25 protein-coding genes are annotated in these 21,239 nt (G+C 59.1%); 5 read left to right on the plus strand and 20 right to left on the minus strand.

Annotated elements, in window-relative coordinates; genetic code table 11:
* Window positions 1–105: 105 nt before the first annotated feature.
* The 4 genes from ABWV42_RS01105 to fabD all read right to left on the minus strand — a co-directional run bounded on the left by ABWV42_RS01105 (window position 106) and on the right by fabD (window position 3,275).
* On the minus strand, window positions 106–849 hold the full coding sequence (locus tag ABWV42_RS01105; RefSeq protein WP_255108306.1) for a 1-(5-phosphoribosyl)-5-[(5-phosphoribosylamino)methylideneamino] imidazole-4-carboxamide isomerase: 744 nt from the start codon (window positions 847–849) through the stop codon (window positions 106–108).
* A gap of 193 nt (window positions 850–1,042) precedes the next feature.
* Window positions 1,043–1,276, minus strand: a complete 234-nt coding sequence (locus ABWV42_RS01110) for an acyl carrier protein (RefSeq protein WP_073249626.1) — start codon at window positions 1,274–1,276, stop codon at window positions 1,043–1,045.
* A 246-nt stretch (window positions 1,277–1,522) separates the two neighbouring features.
* On the minus strand, window positions 1,523–2,260 hold the full coding sequence (gene fabG / locus ABWV42_RS01115) for a 3-oxoacyl-[acyl-carrier-protein] reductase (protein WP_255108308.1): 738 nt from the start codon (window positions 2,258–2,260) through the stop codon (window positions 1,523–1,525).
* Between the two features lie 70 nt (window positions 2,261–2,330).
* Window positions 2,331–3,275, minus strand: a complete 945-nt coding sequence (fabD, locus tag ABWV42_RS01120; protein ID WP_353338527.1) for an ACP S-malonyltransferase — start codon at window positions 3,273–3,275, stop codon at window positions 2,331–2,333.
* Window positions 3,276–3,434: 159 nt separating this feature from the next.
* Here fabD and ABWV42_RS01125 point away from each other — a divergent pair, with 159 nt between their 5' ends.
* Window positions 3,435–4,640 (plus strand): cytochrome b/b6 domain-containing protein, encoded by a 1,206-nt coding sequence (locus ABWV42_RS01125; RefSeq protein WP_353338528.1) that lies wholly within the window; start codon window positions 3,435–3,437, stop codon window positions 4,638–4,640.
* Window positions 4,641–4,831: 191 nt separating this feature from the next.
* Here the strand turns inward: ABWV42_RS01125 and ABWV42_RS01130 are convergent, their stop codons facing one another.
* Both ABWV42_RS01130 and ABWV42_RS01135 read right to left on the minus strand, forming a co-directional pair.
* Entirely contained in the window at window positions 4,832–5,404 is a 573-nt protein-coding gene (locus ABWV42_RS01130; RefSeq protein ID WP_255108314.1) for a YceI family protein, read from the minus strand.
* A gap of 105 nt (window positions 5,405–5,509) precedes the next feature.
* Window positions 5,510–6,004: a hypothetical protein gene (locus ABWV42_RS01135; protein ID WP_353338529.1), complete on the minus strand. Its 495-nt coding sequence runs from the start codon at window positions 6,002–6,004 to the stop codon at window positions 5,510–5,512.
* A 281-nt stretch (window positions 6,005–6,285) separates the two neighbouring features.
* On the opposite strand from ABWV42_RS01135, the gene rpsF reads away from it, so the two are divergent.
* The 3 genes from rpsF to rplI are packed head-to-tail and all read left to right on the plus strand — an operon-like array spanning window position 6,286 to window position 7,530.
* Complete coding sequence (gene rpsF, locus ABWV42_RS01140) at window positions 6,286–6,639, plus strand: 30S ribosomal protein S6 (protein ID WP_255108316.1); 354 nt, start codon at window positions 6,286–6,288, stop codon at window positions 6,637–6,639.
* A gap of 29 nt (window positions 6,640–6,668) precedes the next feature.
* On the plus strand, window positions 6,669–6,896 hold the full coding sequence (rpsR, locus tag ABWV42_RS01145) for a 30S ribosomal protein S18 (protein WP_008328567.1): 228 nt from the start codon (window positions 6,669–6,671) through the stop codon (window positions 6,894–6,896).
* A gap of 13 nt (window positions 6,897–6,909) precedes the next feature.
* Window positions 6,910–7,530 (plus strand): 50S ribosomal protein L9, encoded by a 621-nt coding sequence (gene rplI / locus ABWV42_RS01150; protein WP_255108318.1) that lies wholly within the window; start codon window positions 6,910–6,912, stop codon window positions 7,528–7,530.
* Between the two features lie 79 nt (window positions 7,531–7,609).
* Here the strand turns inward: rplI and ABWV42_RS01155 are convergent, their stop codons facing one another.
* From ABWV42_RS01155 to ABWV42_RS01165, 3 genes are all read right to left on the minus strand, one after another.
* Window positions 7,610–8,026, minus strand: a complete 417-nt coding sequence (locus tag ABWV42_RS01155) for a DUF1330 domain-containing protein (RefSeq protein WP_353338530.1) — start codon at window positions 8,024–8,026, stop codon at window positions 7,610–7,612.
* A gap of 104 nt (window positions 8,027–8,130) precedes the next feature.
* Window positions 8,131–9,465 (minus strand): trigger factor, encoded by a 1,335-nt coding sequence (tig, locus tag ABWV42_RS01160; protein ID WP_353338531.1) that lies wholly within the window; start codon window positions 9,463–9,465, stop codon window positions 8,131–8,133.
* A gap of 221 nt (window positions 9,466–9,686) precedes the next feature.
* Window positions 9,687–10,790: a porin gene (locus ABWV42_RS01165; RefSeq protein ID WP_255108321.1), complete on the minus strand. Its 1,104-nt coding sequence runs from the start codon at window positions 10,788–10,790 to the stop codon at window positions 9,687–9,689.
* 725 nt (window positions 10,791–11,515) lie between these two features.
* Here ABWV42_RS01165 and ABWV42_RS01170 point away from each other — a divergent pair.
* Window positions 11,516–11,797 carry a hypothetical protein gene (locus ABWV42_RS01170; RefSeq protein ID WP_353338532.1) on the plus strand — a complete coding sequence of 94 codons (282 nt, stop codon included), beginning with the start codon at window positions 11,516–11,518 and terminating at the stop codon, window positions 11,795–11,797.
* Here the strand turns inward: ABWV42_RS01170 and ABWV42_RS01175 are convergent.
* The 11 genes from ABWV42_RS01175 to ABWV42_RS01225 form a co-directional block, all read right to left on the minus strand.
* Window positions 11,760–12,683: a lysophospholipid acyltransferase family protein gene (locus tag ABWV42_RS01175; RefSeq protein ID WP_353338533.1), complete on the minus strand. Its 924-nt coding sequence runs from the start codon at window positions 12,681–12,683 to the stop codon at window positions 11,760–11,762. The two genes, ABWV42_RS01170 and ABWV42_RS01175, sit on opposite strands and share 38 nt — an antisense overlap.
* An 8-nt stretch (window positions 12,684–12,691) precedes the next feature.
* Window positions 12,692–13,099, minus strand: coding sequence for a universal stress protein (locus ABWV42_RS01180; RefSeq protein WP_255108500.1), 408 nt, complete (start codon window positions 13,097–13,099; stop codon window positions 12,692–12,694).
* A gap of 146 nt (window positions 13,100–13,245) precedes the next feature.
* Window positions 13,246–14,427: a UxaA family hydrolase gene (locus ABWV42_RS01185; protein ID WP_353338534.1), complete on the minus strand. Its 1,182-nt coding sequence runs from the start codon at window positions 14,425–14,427 to the stop codon at window positions 13,246–13,248.
* A gap of 12 nt (window positions 14,428–14,439) precedes the next feature.
* Entirely contained in the window at window positions 14,440–14,730 is a 291-nt protein-coding gene (locus tag ABWV42_RS01190) for a UxaA family hydrolase (RefSeq protein ID WP_353338535.1), read from the minus strand.
* Between the two features lie 11 nt (window positions 14,731–14,741).
* On the minus strand, window positions 14,742–15,722 hold the full coding sequence (locus tag ABWV42_RS01195) for a zinc-dependent alcohol dehydrogenase (RefSeq protein ID WP_353338536.1): 981 nt from the start codon (window positions 15,720–15,722) through the stop codon (window positions 14,742–14,744).
* Complete coding sequence (locus ABWV42_RS01200) at window positions 15,719–16,477, minus strand: SDR family NAD(P)-dependent oxidoreductase (protein WP_353338537.1); 759 nt, start codon at window positions 16,475–16,477, stop codon at window positions 15,719–15,721. Before ABWV42_RS01200 ends, ABWV42_RS01195 begins: the two co-directional genes overlap by 4 nt.
* 4 nt (window positions 16,478–16,481) lie before the next feature.
* The gene (gene hisD, locus ABWV42_RS01205) at window positions 16,482–17,789 is read right to left on the minus strand and encodes a histidinol dehydrogenase (RefSeq protein ID WP_353338538.1); all 1,308 of its coding nucleotides are present in this window, start codon (window positions 17,787–17,789) and stop codon (window positions 16,482–16,484) included.
* A 10-nt stretch (window positions 17,790–17,799) separates the two neighbouring features.
* Window positions 17,800–19,128 carry a TRAP transporter large permease gene (locus ABWV42_RS01210; protein WP_353338539.1) on the minus strand — a complete coding sequence of 443 codons (1,329 nt, stop codon included), beginning with the start codon at window positions 19,126–19,128 and terminating at the stop codon, window positions 17,800–17,802.
* An 11-nt stretch (window positions 19,129–19,139) separates the two neighbouring features.
* Window positions 19,140–19,655: a TRAP transporter small permease gene (locus tag ABWV42_RS01215; protein ID WP_255108512.1), complete on the minus strand. Its 516-nt coding sequence runs from the start codon at window positions 19,653–19,655 to the stop codon at window positions 19,140–19,142.
* A gap of 118 nt (window positions 19,656–19,773) precedes the next feature.
* A complete protein-coding gene (locus tag ABWV42_RS01220) occupies window positions 19,774–20,919 on the minus strand; it encodes a TRAP transporter substrate-binding protein (protein WP_353338540.1) in 1,146 nt (381 codons plus the stop codon).
* 34 nt (window positions 20,920–20,953) lie between these two features.
* Entirely contained in the window at window positions 20,954–21,136 is a 183-nt protein-coding gene (locus ABWV42_RS01225; protein ID WP_255108516.1) for a hypothetical protein, read from the minus strand.
* Window positions 21,137–21,239: the final 103 nt, after the last annotated feature.

Consider the following 21,239-nt stretch of genomic DNA (forward strand, 5'->3'; position numbering starts at 1 on the left):
ATGGGGGCAAGCCTCACGAAGTCAATCGGTTGCCTTCCGCCCAAAGAAATAGCGCCAACCCGGCTTGGGCCAGCGCCATAGGTGACCTTGGGTCACATCTTTTGCTTACTGGAACGCCGCTCGCGCTTCCGGTTCGGGCTGGGCCAGCGCCAGTGCCTCGCCAAGATCAACATCCTTGGTGAACAAAGACTTGCTGATCAGCGTCCCCGAGATATTGGACACGTATTTCAGACGCGACACATCATCCGACGCATGCACGGTGCCACGGGCGATCACCGGATGGCGCGTCGCCGCGGAAATGCCCGAAATGACACCAAGCTGGCCGTCCTGATCGCCAATATCAGCGTCAATATCCGTCACCAGAACACCGGCCAGCGGAACGTCGTCATAGGCCTTCACCACATCCTGCGGCTCAAGCGCGCCAGAGTTGCGCCAGCCATCGGTCATCAGCTTGCCTTCGAAGACGTCAATCGCCACGACAATCTGGTCCGGATAGCGGTTCGCCATCTCCTTCACGAGGTTCGAATCCTGCACCGCCAGCGTACCGATCACAACGCGGCCCGCGCCCTTGTCGATCCAGCTCTCGATCCGCTCACGCGACCGCACACCGCCGCCAACCTGCACAGATGCTCCGGCTGTGCGGATGATGTCTTCGATCAGCTCGTCGTTATTGCCGTCCCCGAACAACGCGTCCATGTCGGTCACATGCAGCCACTCGGCACCGCTCTCCACGAAGGACTGCGCCGTTTTCACCGGATCCACGTGCCAGATTGTCGGCTCCTCCGGACGCCCGCGATACAGCGAGACGCACTTGCCGCCTTTCAATTCGATTGTTGGATATACGATCATGGTTTCCTCCCGGAAAATGTATGGCCCTCTCCACATCGGCCCCTCTCAGGATGAAAGCCTAACACCGCAGGGTGATATTCCCAAATCGGCAAAATCGAAGTCGAATCCGGCAACGCGGGCAAAACTGCCCCAAAAACGAAAAAGCCCCCGCCTTTCGGCAGGGGCTCTTCTACGCCTCGAAAGGCGTCAGAACTTAGGAAGCTTCAGTGATGAACTTCACTGCGTCGCCGAAGGTCTGGATGGTTTCGGCTGCGTCGTCCGGGATCTCGATGCCGAACTCTTCTTCGAAAGCCATCACGAGTTCCACGGTGTCAAGGCTGTCTGCGCCCAGGTCGTCGATGAACGAAGCGTTCTCAACAACTTTGTCTTCTTCAACACCCAGGTGCTCTACAACGATCTTTTTCACGCGGTCTGCGACGTCGCTCATGTCAATTCCTCATTCGTCATGGGCCCGAGGCCCTGTGATCGCCCGCCCCGATGGCGGGTTTGGTTTGTGCCCCGAAGGGCGGCTCTTGTTCACCGGCGAACCGGCAATTCACGGGTGAACCCAAGCACACCCTCGATAAATCTGCGCCGCCTATAGCACATCCTCATGCCAAGGCAAACGCTTTCGCAATATGGCATCTCCTGCCAACGGAACAACCCCCGACCATCCTGATCGGGGGCAATCCGCTTACAGCATGGCCATGCCACCGTTCACATGCAAGGTCGAACCGGTGACATAACCGGCTTCATTGCTGGCCAGATACAGAACCGCCGCCGCGATCTCTTCGGGCGAACCCATACGCGCAGCCGGGATCTGGGCGTTGATCTTGCCCTTCTGGTCATCGTTAAGCTTGTCGGTCATCGCGGTGGCAATGAACCCCGGCGCAACCGCGTTCACGGTGATGCCACGGCTGGCCACTTCATAGGCAATCGACTTGCTCAGACCAACCATACCGGCCTTCGAGGCCGCATAGTTCGCCTGTCCGGGGTTGCCGGTTGCGCCAACAATCGACGAGATATTAATGATACGGCCCCAGCGCGATTTCATCATCGGGCGCATCACGCCACGGCACAGACGCATGGTCGAGGTCAAGTTCACATCCAGAACCGATTGCCACTCGTCATCCGACATGCGCATGAAAATCTGATCGCGGGTGATCCCGGCGTTGTTCACCAGGATATCGACGCTGCCCATGGCCTCGATGGCCTGTTTCGGCAGGGCATCCACGGCCTCGGCATCGCTCAGGTTGCACGGCAGCACATGCGCGCGCTCGCCCAATTCCGCCGCCAGCGCCTCCAACGGCTCAACACGGGTGCCAGACAGGCCCACGGTTGCGCCCGCCGCGTGCAGGGCCTTGGCGATCTCGCCACCAATACCGCCCGACGCACCGGTTACCAGTGCGCATTTTCCAGTCAAATCAAACATTTGAATGTTCCTTATTCATCTCAATCCTCCCACCCGCCAAGACGCCGAACAGGACGGAAGTTGTTCTGTCTCAGCCCTGCGCCAGGCTGGCTGCGGCGGCCTTTACGTCGTCCGGAGTGCCAACCGCCTTGCAGGCAATCGCACGGTCGATACGGCGGATCATGCCCGACAGCGCCTTGCCGGCACCGATTTCCCAGGCCTCGGTGACACCGTTCTGGCTCATCCACGAAACCGATTCGCGCCAGCGCACTGAGCCGGTCACCTGATCGACCAGCAGCGAACGGATGGTGGCGGCGTCCTTTACCGGCTCGGCAATCACGTTTGCCACCACCGGAACCGCAGGCATCTCGAGGTCAACATGGCTCAGGGCTTCGGCCATTGCCTCGGCAGCCGGCTTCATCAGGGCACAGTGGAAAGGTGCGCTCACCGGCAGCAGAACCGCACGTTTCGCCCCCTTCTCCTTGGCCAGTTCCACCGCACGTTCAACCGCGCCCTTGTGGCCTGACACCACAACCTGCCCCGGATCGTTGTCATTGGCCGCCTGGCAGATTTCGCCCTGTGCCGCTTCCGAGGCCACTTCGCGTGCCGTCTCGAAATCCAACCCCAGCAGCGCCGCCATAGCGCCAACACCTACCGGAACCGCTGCCTGCATCGCCTCGCCACGCGTCCGCAGCAGGCGCGCCGTGTCGGCAATACTCAGGGCACCTGCCGCCGCCAGCGCGGAATACTCACCAAGGCTGTGACCCGCGACATAAGACGCGGCCTCGATCGGCACGCCTTCCGACTTCAGCGCCGCCATGGCCGCCAGCGAGGTCGCCATCAGCGCGGGCTGGGCATTCTGCGTCAGGGTCAACTGATCCTGCTCACCTTCCCAGATCAGCGCGCTCAGCTTTTCCCCAAGGGCCTCGTCGACCTCGTCGAAAACGGCCTTGGCCGACGGGTAGGCATCCGCCAGCGCCTTGCCCATGCCAATGGTCTGTGCACCCTGTCCCGGAAATACAAATGCTCGGCTCATGAAGTCCCCCAAAATCTAGTGGTTTCAGCCGGAATACCGTTTGCCGCGCGCAGGCGCAACGCCCTTGCGCATTCCTGCACCACTTATGTGCGGCAAGAGAGCTTTCCGCAGCGCGTCTCCACATTTATCTAGGAACAAGACACGCAACAGGAGCTCCCCATGCCCGCCTCCAACACGCACAGCCAATATGGCAGCGTCGCCAAGACCTTCCACTGGCTGACCGCCCTCCTCATCCTGACAGCCATTCCTCTTGGCTTCTTCGCGGAAAAAGCGCCCTTCGCAGACAGCGAACAGCTTGCCTTCAAGGCGCTCCTGTTTTCGCTGCACAAAACCGTCGGCGTCGCCGCGTTCTTCACGGCCCTCTTGCGGATCATCTGGGCCATGACCCAGACGCGCCCCGGCCTGCTCAACAGCGAAAACAGGCTCGAAGCCTTCGGCGCCCATACCGCCCACTGGCTGCTTTATGGCTCCATGCTGATGGTGCCACTGACCGGCTGGATTCACCATTCCGCCACCACCGGCTTTGCCCCGATCTTCTGGCCCTTCGGTCAGAACCTGCCTTTCGTACCCAAGAACGAAGCCCTGTCCGAACTCTTCTCCGGCCTGCACTTCATCTTCATCATCGTTCTGGTCCTGTCGATCCTCGCCCACGTCGGCGGTGCGCTGAAGCACTTTGTCATCGACCGCGACCAGACCCTGCAACGCATGTTGCCCGGCCGCAATTCGGCCCCGACTCCGGACCCAGAAGCCCACTCGCGCCTGCCGCAGATCGCCGCTGTCACCACCTGGGCCCTTGCCCTGATCATCGGTGGCGCAGCCGGCATCCTGTCGACCGGCGCAGGCCACGATCGCGCGTCAAACGCCCCGGCACTCGCCGCCGCCCCTTCTGAATGGGTGGTTCAGGAAGGCCAGGTGTCGATCTCGGTTGTTCAGTTCGGCTCGGACGTCACCGGCAGCTTTGCCGACTGGACCGCCGCCATCGCCTTCGATGAAACCGCGACCAACGGCAAACACGGTGAGGTCGAAGCCACCATCGCCATCACCTCTCTCACGCTGGGCTCGGTCACCGATCAGGCATTGGGCGGCGATTTCCTTGATGCCACCGGCTTTCCGACCGCCACCTTCAAGGCCGATCTTCTGCCTGCGGAAAACGGCTATGTCGCCTCAGGCACCCTGACCCTAAAAGGTGCCTCGCAGCCGCTCGACCTGCCCTTTTCGCTGGAACTGGAGGGCGACACTGCCCGCATGAGCGCGTCCACCACCCTGCAACGTCTGGATTTCGGCATCGGCGCCACCATGCCTGACGAAAGCTCCCTCGGCTTCCCGGTCAAGGTGGACATCACCCTCACCGCCACCCGCGGCTGAACCCACAACAAATCAACGCCCCAAAAGGCCTCCCACCTCGGGAGGCCTTTTTCGTTGCCCCTTCCGCCCTGCCCTTGGCCACCGGCTCCATCATTCTGTCTCAGGTGCGCCCTCTCAATAATGCCCAGAAACAAAAAAGACCGCCGGATCGCTCCGGCGGCCTCTCTTGGAAAACTTGGGGACGTTCTGCCTTATTCGGCTTTCGAGGCCTCGATCGAGATCATCAGCTGAACTTCGTCGCTTACGAAGGGTGCGAACTTGCCAAGGCCGAACTCCGAACGCACAACAGTTGTGGTGGCATCGAAACCAGCCCAGTCCTTGCCCGCCATCGGGTGCTTGCTCGCCTGGTTCAGCTTGGCATCCAGAACCACCGGCTTGGTCATTCCGTTCAGGGTCAGGTCGCCGGTGATCTTCGCGGTGTTCTCACCGGTCACTTCGATGCCGGTCGAGGCAAAGGTCACCATCTCGTCACCCGCCGCGTTGAAAAAGTCCGGCGACATGAAGTGGCCGAAACGTGCATCCCAACCGGTGATCATCGAGCTCAGCGGCATCGAGACATTCACCGACGAGGCCGCCGGGTTTTCCTGATCGAACATGATTTCACCGGCAAAGCCCGAGAACATGCCGTAGGTGGTCGAATACCCGAGGTGGTTGTAGGAGAAGACAACCTGGCTGTGGCTTGCGTCCAGATCGTATTTTACCGGCTCAGCAACAGCAAAGCCGGCGGCAGCAGCGAAACCTGCGGCAAGAAGAAGGGATTTCATGGGTGATACACTCCGTTGGCGTCAATATCGTGGTGTAAATATCGACGTAGCGCCCGAACGGAACAATTCACTAGGTTTCAACAACCAGTGTGTATCAATGAACACTCACGAAAGCGTGATCGACTGGCTGCGCAAGTGTGCAATGGCTTCGTCACGCATGTCCGGACCTTCCAGCGCCATTTCCGCGATGGCTTTGCCGCGCTGGTCCAGCAACACCAATGACTGATCCGTCACCCGCGCCGAGGAAATCGCGTCATAACCAACCGAACGCAGGCTTTCGCGGCGGCCACGTCCACGCATTTCAATCAGGTGAACCTGACGTGTACGTGAGTCAAAGTGCATCTCGGCCAGCTTGCGGGCCGTCGCGATCTGCGTCATGCCGATCCCGGCTGCAACCATCATGATCGACAGGAAGGCCTTGACCATCAACACACCCGGTTCCAGGTCCAGCCCCGGCACCAGCCAGAGACCGGCACCCGCCCAGATAAAGGCAAATCCGAAAAAGACCGAAGCCGCACGCACCGGCACGGTATGGCCGCGTTCAAACCCGCGGTTGGCACGGTCGGCGGCAAGTGCGAAGGCGTTGGATGCAACGGTCATGAGGGTCTCCTCGGCTGTCGTTTATTCTTTCGTTAACCCTCGTGGCAAAATGCGGCTGGAATGAGGCGCATCTTGGGAATATCAACGGTTTCACCCGCCTTGCCCTCACCCCGCCGAAACGCCTGTATTTCCGGCAAAACAAGGGTTGCATGATCGCCCAGTTCCGCTATACAGCGCCATCCTTTCGCGAAAGCTAGAACCGCGCAGTCTCTCGTGGGTGGGGTGCGAAAGGATCATTGCCCCGCTCTTTGAAATGCGCCTGAAAATGAAATGGAGTTCGCATGCCCCTTTACGAGCATGTATTCATCTCGCGCCAGGACCTGTCCAACGCGCAAGCCGAAAGCCTCGTCGAACATTTTGGCACCGTCCTCGCGGACAACGGCGGTAAAGTCGTTGAAAGCGAATACTGGGGCGTCAAGACGATGGCCTACAAGATCAACAAGAACCGCAAGGGCCACTACGCCTTCCTGAAAACCGACGCACCTTCGTCGGCCGTTCAGGAAATGGAACGCCTGATGCGCCTGCATGACGACGTGATGCGCGTCCTGACCATCAAGGTCGACGAGCACGCCGAGGGCCCCTCGGTCCAGATGCAGAAACGTGACGAACGCGACAACCGTCGCGAGCGCCGCTGATCACACGGTTGAAGAAAGGACACTAAGTCATGGCTGCAAAACCGTTTTTCCGTCGTCGCAAAGTCTGCCCCTTCTCGGGCGACAACGCACCGAAAATCGACTACAAGGACACCAAGCTCCTGCAACGCTACATCTCTGAGCGTGGCAAGATCGTTCCTTCGCGCATCACCGCCGTTTCGGCCAAGAAGCAGCGTGAACTGGCCCGTGCTATCAAGCGCGCCCGCTTCCTCGCCCTGCTGCCCTACGCCGTGAAGTAAGGAGACCTGACAGATGCAAGTTATCCTTCTCGAACGTGTGGCCAAACTCGGCCAAATGGGCGACGTCGTTGACGTTAAGCCCGGCTATGCCCGTAACTTCCTGCTGCCGCAGGGCAAAGCTCTGACCGCTTCCGACGCCAACGTGGCGGCCTTCGAAGCCCAGAAAGCCCAGCTCGAAGCACGTAACCTCGAGACCAAGAAAGAAGCCGAAGCTCTCGGTGAGAAACTCGCTGGTCAACAGTTCATCGTGATTCGTTCGGCATCGGACGCCGGCGCCCTCTACGGTTCGGTTAGCCCGCGTGACGCGGCTGACGCAGCAACCGAAGCTGGCTTCACCGTCGACAAGAAGCAGATCGTTCTGGCCAAGCCGATCAAGGAACTGGGCCTGCACGACGTACACGTGCTGCTGCACCCCGAAGTTGACGTGACCATTCAGCTGAACGTTGCACGTTCGGAAGAAGAAGCCGAACTGCAAGCCTCGGGCAAGTCGATTCAGGAACTGGCCGCTGAAGCCGAAGCAGAAGCAGAATTCGAAATCGCCGAACTGTTCGACGATATCGGCGCTGCTGCATCGGACGAAGACGACATCATCGAAGATGCTCCGGTTTCGGACGAAGAAGAAGCAAAAGCCTAAGCTTTTCGCCTTCTCGGAAATCAGGAAGGGCCGCACGATCCGTCGTGCGGCCCTTTCCTTTTGCGGAACACCGGCAACATTACTCGCCGAAATTCGCCCCCACACCCATCGGCGCCATGCGCACCAGACGGCTATCACTCACCCCCGCCTGCCGGTGCGCCATCGCCTTGCGATAGTCGGGATCGCCCAGCATATCGACAAAGGCCTGCACCGATGGATACTCGGCAATAAAGCACAGGTCCCACTGTTCCTCGCCCGGCCCGATCAGCATCTGCTCCATCTGTCCCCGCCAGATGATCCGCCCACCCAGCCGCTGGAACACCGGCGCACTCTCGCGGCCATAGGCGGCATAGGCCTCGGCGCCCGTCGCCTCGCGCCCGTCCTCGTATTCGGCTGTCTCGCGCAACCTGACGAGGTTCAGCATGTGTATCGGCCCGTCCCGGTCATTGTCCTTGAACGCCTGGAAATCCTCTTTCCCGAACGCGGTATGTGCCATTGTCATCCTCCCTTGGCCTTGCCGCCATCCTGCCCTTCCCCTGACAGCAGGCCAACAAAAAAGGCCGCCCGAAGGCGGCCTTTCCGATAACGTGACGCAAGGTCTTATTCGTCGTCGAGGGCTTCAACAGCCGCCTGAAGATCGTCTTTCGACACTTCTTTCTCGGCAACCTCGGCCAGTTCGAACGCATAGTCGACAACCTTGTCTTCGAAGATCGGCGCGCGCAGTTGCTGCTGCATCTGTGCGTTCTGCTGGATGAACTCGAAGAACTGACGCTCTTGACCCGGGTACTGACGTGCCTGGTTCATGATCGCCTGGGTCATTTCCGCTTCGGTCACTTCAACCTCTGCCTTCTGGCCCAGCTCGGCCAGCAGCAGGCCCAGGCGCACGCGGCGCTCGGCCAGCTTGGTGTGCTCTTCGGTGGGCTCGATGGTGTCGTGGTTGTGGTCGGTGACTTCCGGGTTTTCCTCGTGCCACAGCTGGTGCGCGATCTGGCCGGCTTCCGCTTCAACAAGCGACGGCGGCAGGTCGAAGGAAACCGCATCGTCCAGCTTGTCCAGCAGGGCGCGCTTCATGACGGCGCGTGCTGCACCGGCGTATTCTGCTTCCAGACGCTCACTGATCTGGCCTTTCAGGCCGTCCAGGTCTTCCGCGCCGAACTTCTGTGCCAGCTCGTCGTTGATTTCCGCGGCAACCGGCTCTTTCACTTCTTTCACGTTGCAGGTGAAAACAGCTTCTTTACCGGCCAGGTGCTCGGCCTGGTATTCTTCCGGGAACGACACGGTGACGTCTTTTTCTTCACCGGCCTTCACACCAACCAGCTGCTCTTCGAAGCCGGGGATGAACTGGTTCGAACCCAGTACCAGCGGGAAATCGTCGCCCGAACCGCCTTCAAAGGCTTCGCCGTCGATCTTGCCAACAAAGTCCATGACAACCTGGTCGCCGTCCTTGGCTTTGGTGCCTTTCTTGCGGTCTTTGAAGTCCTGCGCGGTTTCGGCAAGGTTGCCAAGCGCTTCTTCAACAGCCGCGTCGTCTGCCTTTACAACCATCTTCTCGAGGCTGATCGCTTTCAGGTCAACTTCCGGGATCTCCGGCAGAGCTTCGTAAGACATTTCGACTTCTACGTCGTCGCCTTCTTTCCACTCTTCGCCGTTTTTCATTTCGACTTTCGGCTGCATGGCCGGCTTGTCGCCGCTGTCTTCAAAGTGCTTGTTCATCGCACCGTCAACAGCTTCCTGCATCGCTTCGCCCAGCAGACGCTGACCGAACTGCTTTTTCAGAAGCGGCATCGGCACCTTGCCTTTGCGGAAACCTTTCATTTCGATTTCCGGCTGCGCTTCAACCAGCTTTTCGTTCACTTTCTCGTCCAGCTCGGCAGCGGTGACGGTGATCGAATAACCGCGCTTCAGACCTTCGTTCAGAGTCTCGGTGACCTGCATGTCAGTTCCCCATAGGTTACGGCGCGCGAGGTCCGCGCGCGGGCAAAAATTTTTGCCCTTCTATTGGTCCGCGCGGGCGGGCGCAAGGGGTTTCACCGCCTTTTGCAAAGGGACGCGGCGGATATTTTCCGACTCCCCTTCAACAACCCCAATCCCCCAAGAAAAAAGGCGCCAAACCCGTCAGGATCTGGCGCCAGTCATGGAAAACCAAGGGAGAGTGGTTAGAACTTCAGACGGGTGCCGAAGACGATGGAAGACGCATCGTTGTAGGTATTCGCTGCGTCGTCATACGAGTAATCGCGGTAACCTGCATAAACTTCGGCATTGTACTTGTTCAGCTTCTGAACAACGCCAACACCCCAGGACGAGCTTTCCGAACCCGCAGTGTTAAAGTCGTCGCCTTCGAAGAGGTCGATGCTGAAGTAGGTCTTGCCGGCCGAAATCAGGTCCGCTCCGTAACCGAGCTTTGCATAGACATAGTTTGCGCCGCCATCCTGATCACCGGTGGCCAGGGCCGCGCTCAGGCCGGATGCGTGCGAAACGCCAACCGAGGCCAGCACCGCGTCTGTGGTGGTGCCGCCCGACTTGGTCCAGGACATGCCCAGAGCGCTATTGACTTCGAAGTCACCGAATTCGCCTTTGTGGCGCAGCGCGATGTCATAGAAGTCATCGTCGTTGCCAGCTTTCAGGATCTCGGTACCGTAGGCCGCCGAAACGGTGAAACCGTTGAACGAGGGGCTGTCATAACGGACACGACCTTTACGGCCGCCGTCAAAAGTGCCGAACGCGTCGCCGATCTCGATGCCCGACAGCGCGCCACCAGTGGTGGTGAATTGGAAACCACCTGCGAAGTCGCCGATCGCCGCATCCGAAACCAGCCCCGTGCCGGTGCCATCCATGAACGCCACGCCATCGGTTGCCATGCTGCCCTGACCCAACGAGATGGTACCAAACGAGTTCGATACGAACGACACGTCAATCTTGCGAATGTCGGTGCGGTCCCAATCGATGTTGTCGGGGCTGGTGCCTTGGCCAAAGGCGCTAGTCGACCCCAGACCAAGACCGGTCTCGAAGTTGAACTTCAGCGTGCCTGCATCCATCGGCTGTACGATACGGAAGCCCAGACGGCTGTTCGACTTCGCACTATCACCAAGGTTGGTTTCGCTGTTCACGCCGTCGTCGACCGACACAATGGCCGGATTGATATGGCCGTAAAATGTTACCTTGCCGCCCGAGGCGTTCTCATACTCTGCAGCCGAGGCCGTGCCTGCGAGGGCTGCGCCCATTGCGATCACTGAAACCGCCGAAAAAATCTGTTTGCTCATGGTCACTGTCGTTCCTGTTTGCGTGATGACCCGGTGGGGCCGAGGCCGACATAGGCACGGAAATTCGTAGGTTCAACGACAAGTAAACTCACAAGTACCACAGTTAACATTGTCACAATAGGTCGTCACAAAATTGTTCAGCATCGCCCCTTGAAATTTTTTATACATATTTTTCAATTATTAAGCCGGTGACAATTTACATTAATTCAAATTTCGTCCAATTAAACACATGTAAAAACCTTAGACAGCCATGCGCCTCCGGCATACCGAGCAAACATCATCCGAATAGCTTACCACCGCCAAAGCAGGGGACTTGCGTGATCCCCGAACAACCCGGGTGCATCGATGCACAGAAACGATTGAATTTCTTTCATGGAACGACCCGCTCCAAGGTGAATCCATTGCCAAACCCGGGTTTCCGCCGACGGCCGCCAGGTATGAATTCGATGATTCACCGCCAACGAGAATTCGGCTGGAACGCACAAGGATACGCGTCGCGGAACACGTTTCAATCTATGCCTAGCGCAAAGCGGCAGATTACCCGTAAAGCAACAATTCACAGGTCTTCTGAACAAGGGAATGCATGCCCAAAGACCTCTGCGCTATTTGATTGTTGGCCTTACTGATTACTGTCGAGTTCCGACAGCTTTTCAGCAGCGGTCCAGAGAAGCTCCAGAAACCCGATTGTTTGCGCGAGAGAGCACCGCGTAACCAACACCTGTCGCATGAGGAATGACGACCTTGCTCTCGGTTTTATGATCTTCGCCACGCTCAACTCGCGTCACCTGATCCCCGCCTTCCTCGTCGATACAATGTCCTCAATGAATCGCCGGGCGCTTCTTGCCCTGATCGCCGCCTTTGGAATGAAAACCTCTCTGAAGCGCATCCTCGACGTCGGCGGTCAGGCAATCGCCGTGATTGTTTCAGAAACCGCTGGACCCGCTGCTGCGCAACGCAGCCCGGTCGCAATCAAACACATGTGCCCAAGGAAATCGTGCGCTGCCTGAGGAAATCGAGCAACCCTCTTGGATTGCCCGCCCATTTCGCCAGTTCATCTTTCGCAATCGGCTCTCCCACGAAGGGACGCTGGGGTTTGTCCAGCGCATGGCGCACTTCATACAGAAGCAATCCCTGGCGCAGTATGGCCGAAACGTTGCTCGCGATCTGGTAGGCGCGGCTGTTGCGTCCCGGAAAGCGGATCGGCACAACGGTGGCACCGGAGCGTTGGATAATCTTGGCCGTAAAGGGGTTCCATGCGCGTTCTACGGCCTCTCCCCACCAGCTATCCGACGAGGCGACAACGCCAGACGGAAACAGAGCAATCACACCATCCCGCGACAGGTGTTCCATCGCCCTGCGCCGCATTTCAAGGCTCAGCTTCAGCGCATCCGGTTCATGATCGAAGGGGACCGGGATCATGAACTGGTCGATTTCCGCTACCCCCGTCAGAAGAGAACGCGTGAGAATCTTATAGTCGGTGCGAACCTTTCCAATCAGTTCGGCCAGTATCATCCCATCCACCAACCCATGCGGGTGGTTGGCGACGATGACCACGGGCCCCTTGGCGGGAATCCGGCGAATTTCCTCCATCGGCGTCTGTAGATCGATCCCCATCACCCCCAGCGCCTGCGCCCAGAATGGCTGCCCGACAGGAACCCCCATGGCCTCGAACTGACGTATGCGCCGCAACAAATGGTACTTGCTTGTCGCCAGTTCGATGGCCTGGATCATCCACCGCTGAACCGGGTTTCGGAACGTGGATGCATAGGACAAGCGGCGGCGGTCATACGGCTGGTCGGTCAGGCTGGCACCGTCGCCCTGACCGATCAATAGCCGCGTCGCCTTGTGCTGATCCGCCTGATCGCCGCCCTGCCTCTTTGGTTTCTGAACCATCCTGTCCGTCAACGAATGATCATCACCGAACACGGGGCGCGACGGGAGATCCGTGAAGCCGTCGAGCCAAGGAAGTAATCCTGAACACCCGGTTTATGCGAGCCGACAATAATCATATCAACCTCGTGCTGGCGGGCATATTCCGAGACTTTCAGCCCCGGTTTACCGGTCACGACCTCGGTACCAATGTCCTCTGCCCCGCCTGCAATTTTGTCCAGATGCGCTTTGATACGCGCCGTAAGATGGTTCTCGGGCTTCGACGGAACGAGCTCGGCAACAAACCCGGGAATATCCTCCAGCACCGTGAGAAGCGTGATCTTGCCACCTTCGTCCAAAAGCCGACGCGCGGCCGCGATCTTGTTGACAACAACGCCTTCATGGTCAAGCGCTACCGGGATCAGAATGTGTTTGTGCATGGTCACGTCCTCACTTGTTTTTGGTGACAGCTGTTGGCCCCGTCCCGAGAGCTCCGTTTGCTCCGGCAAGTCTGCAACTGCACTCAAATTGTCCCCTATTGCCGTTTTTGATAACGGGGCGGCACCATTGCGCCGCCCCGATTGGATCAAGCACTGCGATACAGTTTGGTCATCGAGAATTCACGGTGGCCAAGCGCTTCTGCGGCGGTGTTCCGACCATTGGCCGTGCGGCGGATCATCTCGATCAGCGCATCACCGGCCTCGTCGATGGTCTGCTCACGACGCAGGATGCCGGACACATCGACATCCACGTGCTCCCCCATGGTGCGCACGGTCCGCGGGTTCGCCGTGATCTTGATCACGGGGACAATCGGGTTGCCCACCACGTTGCCCTGCCCGGTCGGGAAGGTGTGGATCACGGCCCCACCAGCCGCCATCAGGGTCACACACTCGGCAGCAGCCGATGAACTGTCCATGAAGTAAAGCCCCGCCCCCGATCCCGGAGCCTCGGCCGCGTCCAGAATGTCGATGTAGCGTGACGTCCGGCCGATTTTTTCGAGATTGCCAAGGGCCTTCTCCTCGATCGTGGTCAGGCCGCCTTCGATATTGCCTTTCGTCGGTTGCGAGTCCGACAAGTCGTCGGTCTGATGCGCAAAAATCACGTCATCCTGATAGGCTTTCCACATCTTGTACCAGCGCTCACCAACCTCCTCGTTGATCGCACGCTTCTGACAAATATGCTCCGCCCCGGTGATTTCCGACGTCTCGCCAAAGAACCCCGTGATGCCTTCGGGCAAAAGCTTGTCGTACATGTTGCCAACGGTCGGACAGGACCCAAGACCGGTGGTCGTGTCGGACTCACCGCATTTCGTCGATATCCACAACTCGTTCAGCCCACATTCCTCCCGCTGATATTCCGACGTCAGATGCACGAACTCCTTCGCTGCCCAGCTGGCCTGGCGGATGGTTTCAAAATCCCCCTTCTGCTCGATCGAGAACTCGGCGACCGGTTTGCCGGTTTCGCGAATGCCGTCGGCGATACGCTTGGTCCATCCGGGCTCAATACCGATCACCACCACGGCCGCCACATTGGGGTTCGCGCCCGTGCCGATCATGGTCCGGAAATGCAACTCCAGATCGGCACCGAACTGCAGGCGACCATAGGCATGCGGAAGGGCAAGCGTGCCTTTGACATTGTTTGCCACGGCCTCGCAGGCGGCGTTGGAAATGTCGTCCACCGGCAAGATGATCACGTGGTTACGAACGCCAACGCGGCCATTTTCACGACGGTAGGCATGCACGGACATGTTTTTGAAATCGAGTGCCATGAAATGAGCTCCTTACCAGCGCTTCGTTTTGCAGTTATGGGTATGAACGTGGGCGCCCTTGGGGATGTCGGCGATGATCTTGCCGATGTCCTCGCCGTACTTGATCGCGGTGTCGCCATCCTTGAAGTCCTTCAGGGCAATCTTGTGGCCAATCGGGACATCGGCACCTGACGTCAGGCGGAACGTCGAATTGTCATGCGTCACGCAAACCAGCATGTCGGTGCCGGCCGTCAGGCCCTCGACCACGACCACGCCAACGTTATCGGCATGTTCGTGGACGAGAAGGTGTGGAATTTCAGCCATTTGTAGTCTCCTCAGGCATCAGGTTTTAGAATGATTTTCGGTGCAGCGACCCGGCCGTTCAGAATGTCCTGAAAGGCATGTGCGCCATCTGACAGGGGGCGGCTCTCCACCCAGTCAAGCGGCCCCAAGCGCCCATCGAACATGGCTTGGGCGGTGTCGCGAAAGTCTTGTGCGCTGTAGGTGTAGGTGCCGATAAAGGTAATTTCCTGAAGCGTCATGCGACGCACATCCAGCCCACCGGTATCCTCGCCCAGACCGATATGCAGGAGCACCCCGCCGGGCTTGACCGCAGCCGAGGCCACCGCCCGTGTCGCGGCAAAACCGACGGCATCAACAACAAGCGGGAACTCACCCTCTATCTCCGTGGCAACCTGCAATCCGCAAGTCCGCGCCAGGTAGTCGCGCCGACTCTCGTTTCTCTCGATGATGACCACGTCTTCAAAGCCCATCGCGGACAACGACAAGGCAGAGGCCACTCCTATGGCCCCTCCCCCAATGACAAGCCCGCGACGAGGTTCCGCGCCATGAAGCGCCTCCACCCCAAGCCGCGCCGCGTGCCAACCAACCGCAATAGGTTCGGCAAGTGCCGCCTTTTCCAGAGAAACATCATCCGGCACCGTCACGAGGTTGACTTCGGGTATGCGCACAAGGTCTGCAAACGCCCCCTCACGTGGGGGCATCGAAATGATCTGCCGCGAGGCACACAGGTTTTCCCGCCCGGACATACAGGCATCACAGGTTCCACAGGTGACCAGCGGATTGATCGTCACGCGGTCGCCATCACGCGGCCCACCGACAATTGTCCCGGCAGCCTCATGTCCAAGGATCAACGGAGCCGGCCGACGGTTGTCGTGCCCGAGAAAGGCATGCATGTCCGAGCCGCAAATCCCAACGCTGTCCACGCGGACAAGGGCCTCTCCGAACTGCGGCGTGGGATCCTGCGTGTCTTCGTACGACAGCGATTGCACATTCGTATAGACAAGAGCCTTCATTTCGCGGTGAACCCCCCATCCAGCATCAGGATCTGACCGGTCACGTATCGCGAGGCATCCGAGCACAGGAACAGCAAAGGCCCATCCAGATCCCCGGCCTCGCCATTGCGCCCGATACATGTCTGCGCCGCGTTTCGCGCGGCCCTCTCCGGATCGGCAAAAACCGATGCGGTTAACTCGGTCTCGAAAAAGCCGGGCGCAATGGCATTCACCGTGATGCCGAAAGACGACCACGCTTCGGCCATGGCCCGCGTCATCTGGGCCACGCCCCCTTTCGACGCGCCATAGGGAAGACCATTTGGAAAGGCGCGAAACGATTGCAGGGACGCAAAGTTGACGATCCGCCCCCACCCACTCTCTGTCATCGCCGGAACGAAGGCCTGGCTCAGGAAAAAGGGCGCCGACAGATTGACGGCAAGGGTGGCATTCCAGACATCTGGCGACAGGTCTTCTGCCGGAAGGCGAGGATTGAGCCCGGCCGCATGAACAAGAATATCGGGCGCGCCGAAAGGAGCGGCAAGCTGCCGCGCGAGATCGTCGACCCTATCAAGGTTGGCGACATCCCCCGCGACCACGGCGGCATTGTCTCCGATCCCATTGGCCCAATCTTCCAACGCATCGCCACGCCGCGCGACGCCAACCACCTTGGCCCCAGACCTGGCCAGAATGGTGGCGGCGCGTTGCCCAAGGCCGGAACTGGCACCGGTCACGACGGCCACCCGACCGTCTATGTTGAACAGGTTGGACGCGGGCAACGGTTCAGCCTTCCGCCGTCAGGGTGAAGTCTTCATCCGGAAAGTACTTCTTCAGGCGAATATCGGCCGTGCGCGCATGACCTTCCATTCCCTCAAGCCGGGCAATCCGTGCCGTCGCCTCGGCAACAGGCTTGGAACCTTCGCGCGTCGCCCGCTGCCAGGTCACGATCTTCATGTACTTGTGCACACTCAGCCCCCCGGTATAGCTGGCCGCCCCGGAGGTCGGCAGAACGTGGTTTGTACCTGCTGCCTTGTCGCCAAAGGCAACCGTGGTTTCCTCTCCAAGGAACAGCGATCCATAGCAGCTCAGACGATCCAGCCACCAATCCAGATCCTCTGCCTGAACGGTCAGGTGTTCGGGCGCATAGGCATCTGACGTCGCCGCCATTTCCTCGCGGTCCGGGCATAGAATGACCTCGGCATAATCGCGCCAGGCCGCGGTGGCATTGTCGCGGTTCACCTCGGGAAGATCGTCGATCAGCGTCGGCACTAGGCGCATGACCTCTTCGGCCAAGGCCCGATCATCCGTGACCAGCCATACCGGCGAGTTGTAGCCATGCTCAGCCTGACCAACGAGATCGGCGGCAACCACCATCGGATCGGCTGTCTTGTCGGCAAGGATCAGACTGTCGGTCGGCCCGGCGATCATGTCGATACCGACACGCCCAAACAGCATCCGTTTGGCTTCGGCAACGAACTGGTTGCCCGGACCAACCAGAATATTTGCCTTGGGGAGCCCGAACAGACCAAAGGTCATTGCCGCAACGCCCTGAACACCACCCATGGCCATGATCTTGTCCGCACCGCACACATGCGCTGCATAGATGATCGCAGGGGCAATCCCCACGCCCGGACGCGGCGGAGAACAGGCCACGATATGCTTGCACCCGGCGACTTTTGCGGTCGTGACGGTCATGATCGCACTGGCGATGTGGCTATACCGCCCGCCCGGAACATAGCAGCCAGCCGCATCCACCGGGATCGCCTTCTGCCCCGCGATAAAGCCCGGCACGACCTCGGTTTCAAAGTCCTTCACCGTGTTCAGCTGCGCCTCGGCAAATTTCTTGACGTTGGCATGGCTGAACTGGATGTCCTGCTTAAGCTTCTCGGGCACCAGCGCCGAAGCCGCCTCAACGGCCTCGGGCGACAACAGGATTTCACCGTCATAGTTGTCAAACTTGCGGGCATACTCCATGGCCGCCGCGTCACCGCCCGCCTCGATCTCATCAAGAATTTCGCGCACAATCTTCTTGGTTTCCGAGGCATCGCTCTTCGAGGTCAGCGTGGCTTTTTTGAGATATTCTCTCGGCATTGATTGCTTCCTATTTGTAAATATCTGGCAGAAGAACGGTTGAGATCGTTGGCACGTAGGCGATGAACAGCGTGACAATCAGCATGAACAGGACGAACGGGATGGCGCGGTAGGCGATCTTCAGGATCGACTCACCGGTAATCCCCGCGACAACGAACAGGTTCAGACCCAACGGCGGTGTGATGAAGCCCACGCCAAGGGCCGTGATCATCATGATGCAGAACTGAATCTCGTTCATGCCGATGTCGTCAGCCAGGGGCTTGAGGATCGGAGCAAGGATCACGATGTTCGGCGTGGTTTCCATCACGCAGCCCGCCGCGATCAGGATGCCAACCATCATCAGGATCAACACCAGCGGCTCATCACTTACCGAAGTCGCAGCGGCCACGAAGCCCTGGGGAACCCCAATGATGGCCAGCGCTTCCGCCAGGGGCGCCGAAAAGGCGATGATCGGCAGGATAACCCCGTTCACCTTGGCCGAACTGACCAGCATCGCCGGAAAGTCGCTGAGGCTCAGGGTCCGCAGGACAAAGCCCATGATGATTGTCACCACAACGGCAGTGGCCCCCGCTTCGGTCGGCGTCAGGCGCCCCGAAAAGATGCCGTAGAAGATGATACCAGGCACAAGAAAGGCATACCAACCAGATTTCAGGGCCTTACCAAGACGCGAGAAATACTCGGACATGCTGATGTTGCCGCCACCTTCCCAGCCCTTGAGCCGGTTCATGATGATGTTGGTGGCAAGAATGGACAGCAGGATCGCGATGCCGGGGATCAGGGCCGCAAGGAACAAGGTCGAGGCTGAAATGCCCAGCACGAGACCAATGATGATATAGGCAATCGACGGCGGGATCAGGATACCGGTACAGGCCCCGGCCGCCACAAGGGCACAGGCATAAGGCCGCGGATAGCCGGACTCGACCAACCGGTCGATGGTCATGCGGCCAACAGCAGCCGCCCCCGCGGCATCCGAGCCCGAAATCGCCGCGAACATCCCGCACACCAACACAGTGGCCGAACCAAACCCGCCTTTGGCGAATTGCGTCAGCGCCTCGGCGACATCAAGGAATTTCCTACTCAACCCGGTGCGCACAAGAACGTCACCCGTCAGGATGAACAACGGGACCGCGGTCAAAGCGAAGAAATCGATACCCGAGAACAGTTTTTCGCCAACAAGGCTGAGCGGCAGAGCCCCGGACCAGACCAGCATCAGTATCGCGGCAGAGCCGATCGCGGCCCACACAGGCACGGCCAACGCAACCAGCACGACAAATAGAAGGACCGGGCCGTAAAAGTCCCAACCAAGGACAACGGTTTGCTCAAGTTGGTTCCAAAGCATGACCTATCTCCTCAATCGAAAAGTTTGTCGCCTTCGTAGACGGGCCGACCCGCACGAAGGTCCGCGACATCGCGGAGAATGGATTGGAAGAGGCGAAGCAGAACGAGGGCAAAACCGACCGGAACCGCCATCAAGAACCAGACCCGGCTGATGCGAAGCCCGTCCGTCACCGAACCGAATTTTGCAGAAACGTGAACTGTTTCAAACGAATAGTAGAGCGCAACCACCGACACAGCGACCATCACAAGATCGCCAAAGAGGTAAAGGAGCGCCTTAAGACGCGGGCTGACGTAGTGCATGATGACGTCGATCCGGATGTGGCCGCGCTCACGCACCGCCGCCGCCGCACCGATCCAGGCAAGATAGATGAAAGAGTACCGGACAATCTCTTCGCCCCAGATCGAAGAGTAGGACAACAGCTCGCGCCGGAGGACTTCGATGAACATCGTCGCCACCAGCATCGTGTAGAACACAAGCAGCAACCACCGCTCTGCATTCCGGTTCAGTTCTTGCAGTATCCGTTGCATGCAATCCTCCCGTGAACCAGCGCGTGAAGGGCAGCTGGCAGCCGGATTTCCAAGGTGTCTTCAGGTGGTCGGGGCGGCGCAAAAACAGTCCGCCGCCCCTGTTACGCGTCAGGCCGTATCAGGCGTCATGGACATAGTAGCGGCCTTTGGTCCCCGCCGCTTCTTCAAGCTTGGCAAAGGTATCCATGGAGCCGGCCAGCTCGACCTTGAACTCGTCCCATTCCGAACGCTGGTATCCGCCAGCTGCCTGCCATTCCGCCAGCTGATCGTCGCTGAGGCTATGGAACTCCACACCCGCCTTGCGCAGTTCTGCCATGGCATAGGTGCGCGCCGAGGGAACCTTGGACAGGTTCTGGTGCGACGTCAGTTCGCCCGCGAACTCGATACCGTCCTGAACGTCCGACGGCAGCGAATTGAACCATTCCAGGTTCATGGAATAGATCTGGCTATCCGGCACGGCCTGAGTAAAGGTCACGTGGCTCAGGATATCCTTGAAGCCGAACACGAACAGTGCGCCAACCGACGGGTCCAATGCATCCGCCACGCCCTGCTTGATCGCAGACGGGGTTTCGCCCCAGGCCACCGGCGTCGGGTTGGCCCCGACCATGCGGTAGTATTGTTGCAGCATCTTCGACCCGGGCACGCGGAACTTGATACCCGACATGTCGCCCGGCGTGATCACCGCGTTCCCGCCTTTGCGCACGGCCACAACCCGCGGGTCGATGTTGATATAGAAAAGCGCCTTGAACCCGGCCGCCTCGATCTTGGGATGCACTTCCGCCTTCCACGCATCCGACGTCACGAGGTTGGTGAAGCGTTGGTTCGACCCGCAGAAGTAAGGCATGTTGATCAGGTCGGCGGCACTCGCATAGGGCGCAAAGTTCGAAAGCGAATGCTGCGCACACTGGATGGTGCCGGCCTGCACCGCCTGAACCAGGGCACCACCCGCCCCCAGCTGACCACCGGGCGCCAATTTTACATAGACTTTGCCGTTGGTTGCATTCTGGATGTTCTCTTTCAGATCCAGCTGCATGATGGGATAGCTGCGTGTCGCACCCAGAACATAGGCAGTTGCAAGCGTCATCGTGTAGTCCGCTGCGCTCTCGCGTTCACGTTCCTCCTTCGCAGTCTGCGCCGCCGCTTCGGTCGACCACAACGTCCCGGCCGCACCGGCCACGAGCGCCGCTGTAAAGCTGCCGCTTCCTGCCAGCTTCAAGAAGTTTCGACGTGACGCCGAAGCCAGTTCTTGCTTTTCACGATCCATTTTTTCCTCCCTATGGGTCATGTAAGTTCTTGATTTATTGATTATCTGTCTTGTCTTTCGCCTCTTTGTTCAGGGTGATGACAACGAACGAAAGAGATGCCGCAAACAGCAGCAGCATCTCTCCAACGTCCCCAAGGAATTGGCCGTACCCAAAAGCGCCAGCCACCACGTTGATCAAGAATGCAAGAAACAACGCACCGGATGCGAATTTAAGCATTTCACTCCCCTCTCCCTTCGATTCGAGGTCACTGTAAGCGCTTACATATTGCAATGCAAGCGCTTACATTTTAGCCTGAACAATACACCGGTTGACCCCGCCA

Source organism: Pelagimonas sp. KU-00592-HH, from assembly GCF_040369695.1.
GTDB lineage: Bacteria > Pseudomonadota > Alphaproteobacteria > Rhodobacterales > Rhodobacteraceae > Shimia.

What these genes read in the sequence shown, in the direction of transcription:
- ABWV42_RS01165 (WP_255108321.1), bottom strand. Translation starts at nt 10,790, where the DNA reads ATGAGCAAACAGATTTTTTCGGCGGTTTCAGTGATCGCAATGGGCGCA.
- tig (WP_353338531.1), bottom strand. Translation starts at nt 9,465, where the DNA reads ATGCAGGTCACCGAGACTCTGAACGAAGGTCTGAAGCGCGGTTATTCG.
- ABWV42_RS01125 (WP_353338528.1), top strand. Translation starts at nt 3,435, where the DNA reads ATGCCCGCCTCCAACACGCACAGCCAATATGGCAGCGTCGCCAAGACC.
- ABWV42_RS01220 (WP_353338540.1), bottom strand. Translation starts at nt 20,919, where the DNA reads ATGGATCGTGAAAAGCAAGAACTGGCTTCGGCGTCACGTCGAAACTTC.
- ABWV42_RS01195 (WP_353338536.1), bottom strand. Translation starts at nt 15,722, where the DNA reads ATGAAGGCTCTTGTCTATACGAATGTGCAATCGCTGTCGTACGAAGAC.
- ABWV42_RS01215 (WP_255108512.1), bottom strand. Translation starts at nt 19,655, where the DNA reads ATGCAACGGATACTGCAAGAACTGAACCGGAATGCAGAGCGGTGGTTG.
- ABWV42_RS01110 (WP_073249626.1), bottom strand. Translation starts at nt 1,276, where the DNA reads ATGAGCGACGTCGCAGACCGCGTGAAAAAGATCGTTGTAGAGCACCTG.
- ABWV42_RS01105 (WP_255108306.1), bottom strand. Translation starts at nt 849, where the DNA reads ATGATCGTATATCCAACAATCGAATTGAAAGGCGGCAAGTGCGTCTCG.
- ABWV42_RS01155 (WP_353338530.1), bottom strand. Translation starts at nt 8,026, where the DNA reads ATGGCACATACCGCGTTCGGGAAAGAGGATTTCCAGGCGTTCAAGGAC.
- fabG (WP_255108308.1), bottom strand. Translation starts at nt 2,260, where the DNA reads ATGTTTGATTTGACTGGAAAATGCGCACTGGTAACCGGTGCGTCGGGC.
- ABWV42_RS01185 (WP_353338534.1), bottom strand. Translation starts at nt 14,427, where the DNA reads ATGGCACTCGATTTCAAAAACATGTCCGTGCATGCCTACCGTCGTGAA.
- ABWV42_RS01210 (WP_353338539.1), bottom strand. Translation starts at nt 19,128, where the DNA reads ATGCTTTGGAACCAACTTGAGCAAACCGTTGTCCTTGGTTGGGACTTT.
- ABWV42_RS01180 (WP_255108500.1), bottom strand. Translation starts at nt 13,099, where the DNA reads ATGCACAAACACATTCTGATCCCGGTAGCGCTTGACCATGAAGGCGTT.
- ABWV42_RS01225 (WP_255108516.1), bottom strand. Translation starts at nt 21,136, where the DNA reads ATGCTTAAATTCGCATCCGGTGCGTTGTTTCTTGCATTCTTGATCAAC.
- hisD (WP_353338538.1), bottom strand. Translation starts at nt 17,789, where the DNA reads ATGCCGAGAGAATATCTCAAAAAAGCCACGCTGACCTCGAAGAGCGAT.
- ABWV42_RS01190 (WP_353338535.1), bottom strand. Translation starts at nt 14,730, where the DNA reads ATGGCTGAAATTCCACACCTTCTCGTCCACGAACATGCCGATAACGTT.
- fabD (WP_353338527.1), bottom strand. Translation starts at nt 3,275, where the DNA reads ATGAGCCGAGCATTTGTATTTCCGGGACAGGGTGCACAGACCATTGGC.
- rpsF (WP_255108316.1), top strand. Translation starts at nt 6,286, where the DNA reads ATGCCCCTTTACGAGCATGTATTCATCTCGCGCCAGGACCTGTCCAAC.
- rplI (WP_255108318.1), top strand. Translation starts at nt 6,910, where the DNA reads ATGCAAGTTATCCTTCTCGAACGTGTGGCCAAACTCGGCCAAATGGGC.
- ABWV42_RS01130 (WP_255108314.1), bottom strand. Translation starts at nt 5,404, where the DNA reads ATGAAATCCCTTCTTCTTGCCGCAGGTTTCGCTGCTGCCGCCGGCTTT.
- ABWV42_RS01175 (WP_353338533.1), bottom strand. Translation starts at nt 12,683, where the DNA reads ATGGTTCAGAAACCAAAGAGGCAGGGCGGCGATCAGGCGGATCAGCAC.
- rpsR (WP_008328567.1), top strand. Translation starts at nt 6,669, where the DNA reads ATGGCTGCAAAACCGTTTTTCCGTCGTCGCAAAGTCTGCCCCTTCTCG.
- ABWV42_RS01135 (WP_353338529.1), bottom strand. Translation starts at nt 6,004, where the DNA reads ATGACCGTTGCATCCAACGCCTTCGCACTTGCCGCCGACCGTGCCAAC.
- ABWV42_RS01170 (WP_353338532.1), top strand. Translation starts at nt 11,516, where the DNA reads ATGAGGAATGACGACCTTGCTCTCGGTTTTATGATCTTCGCCACGCTC.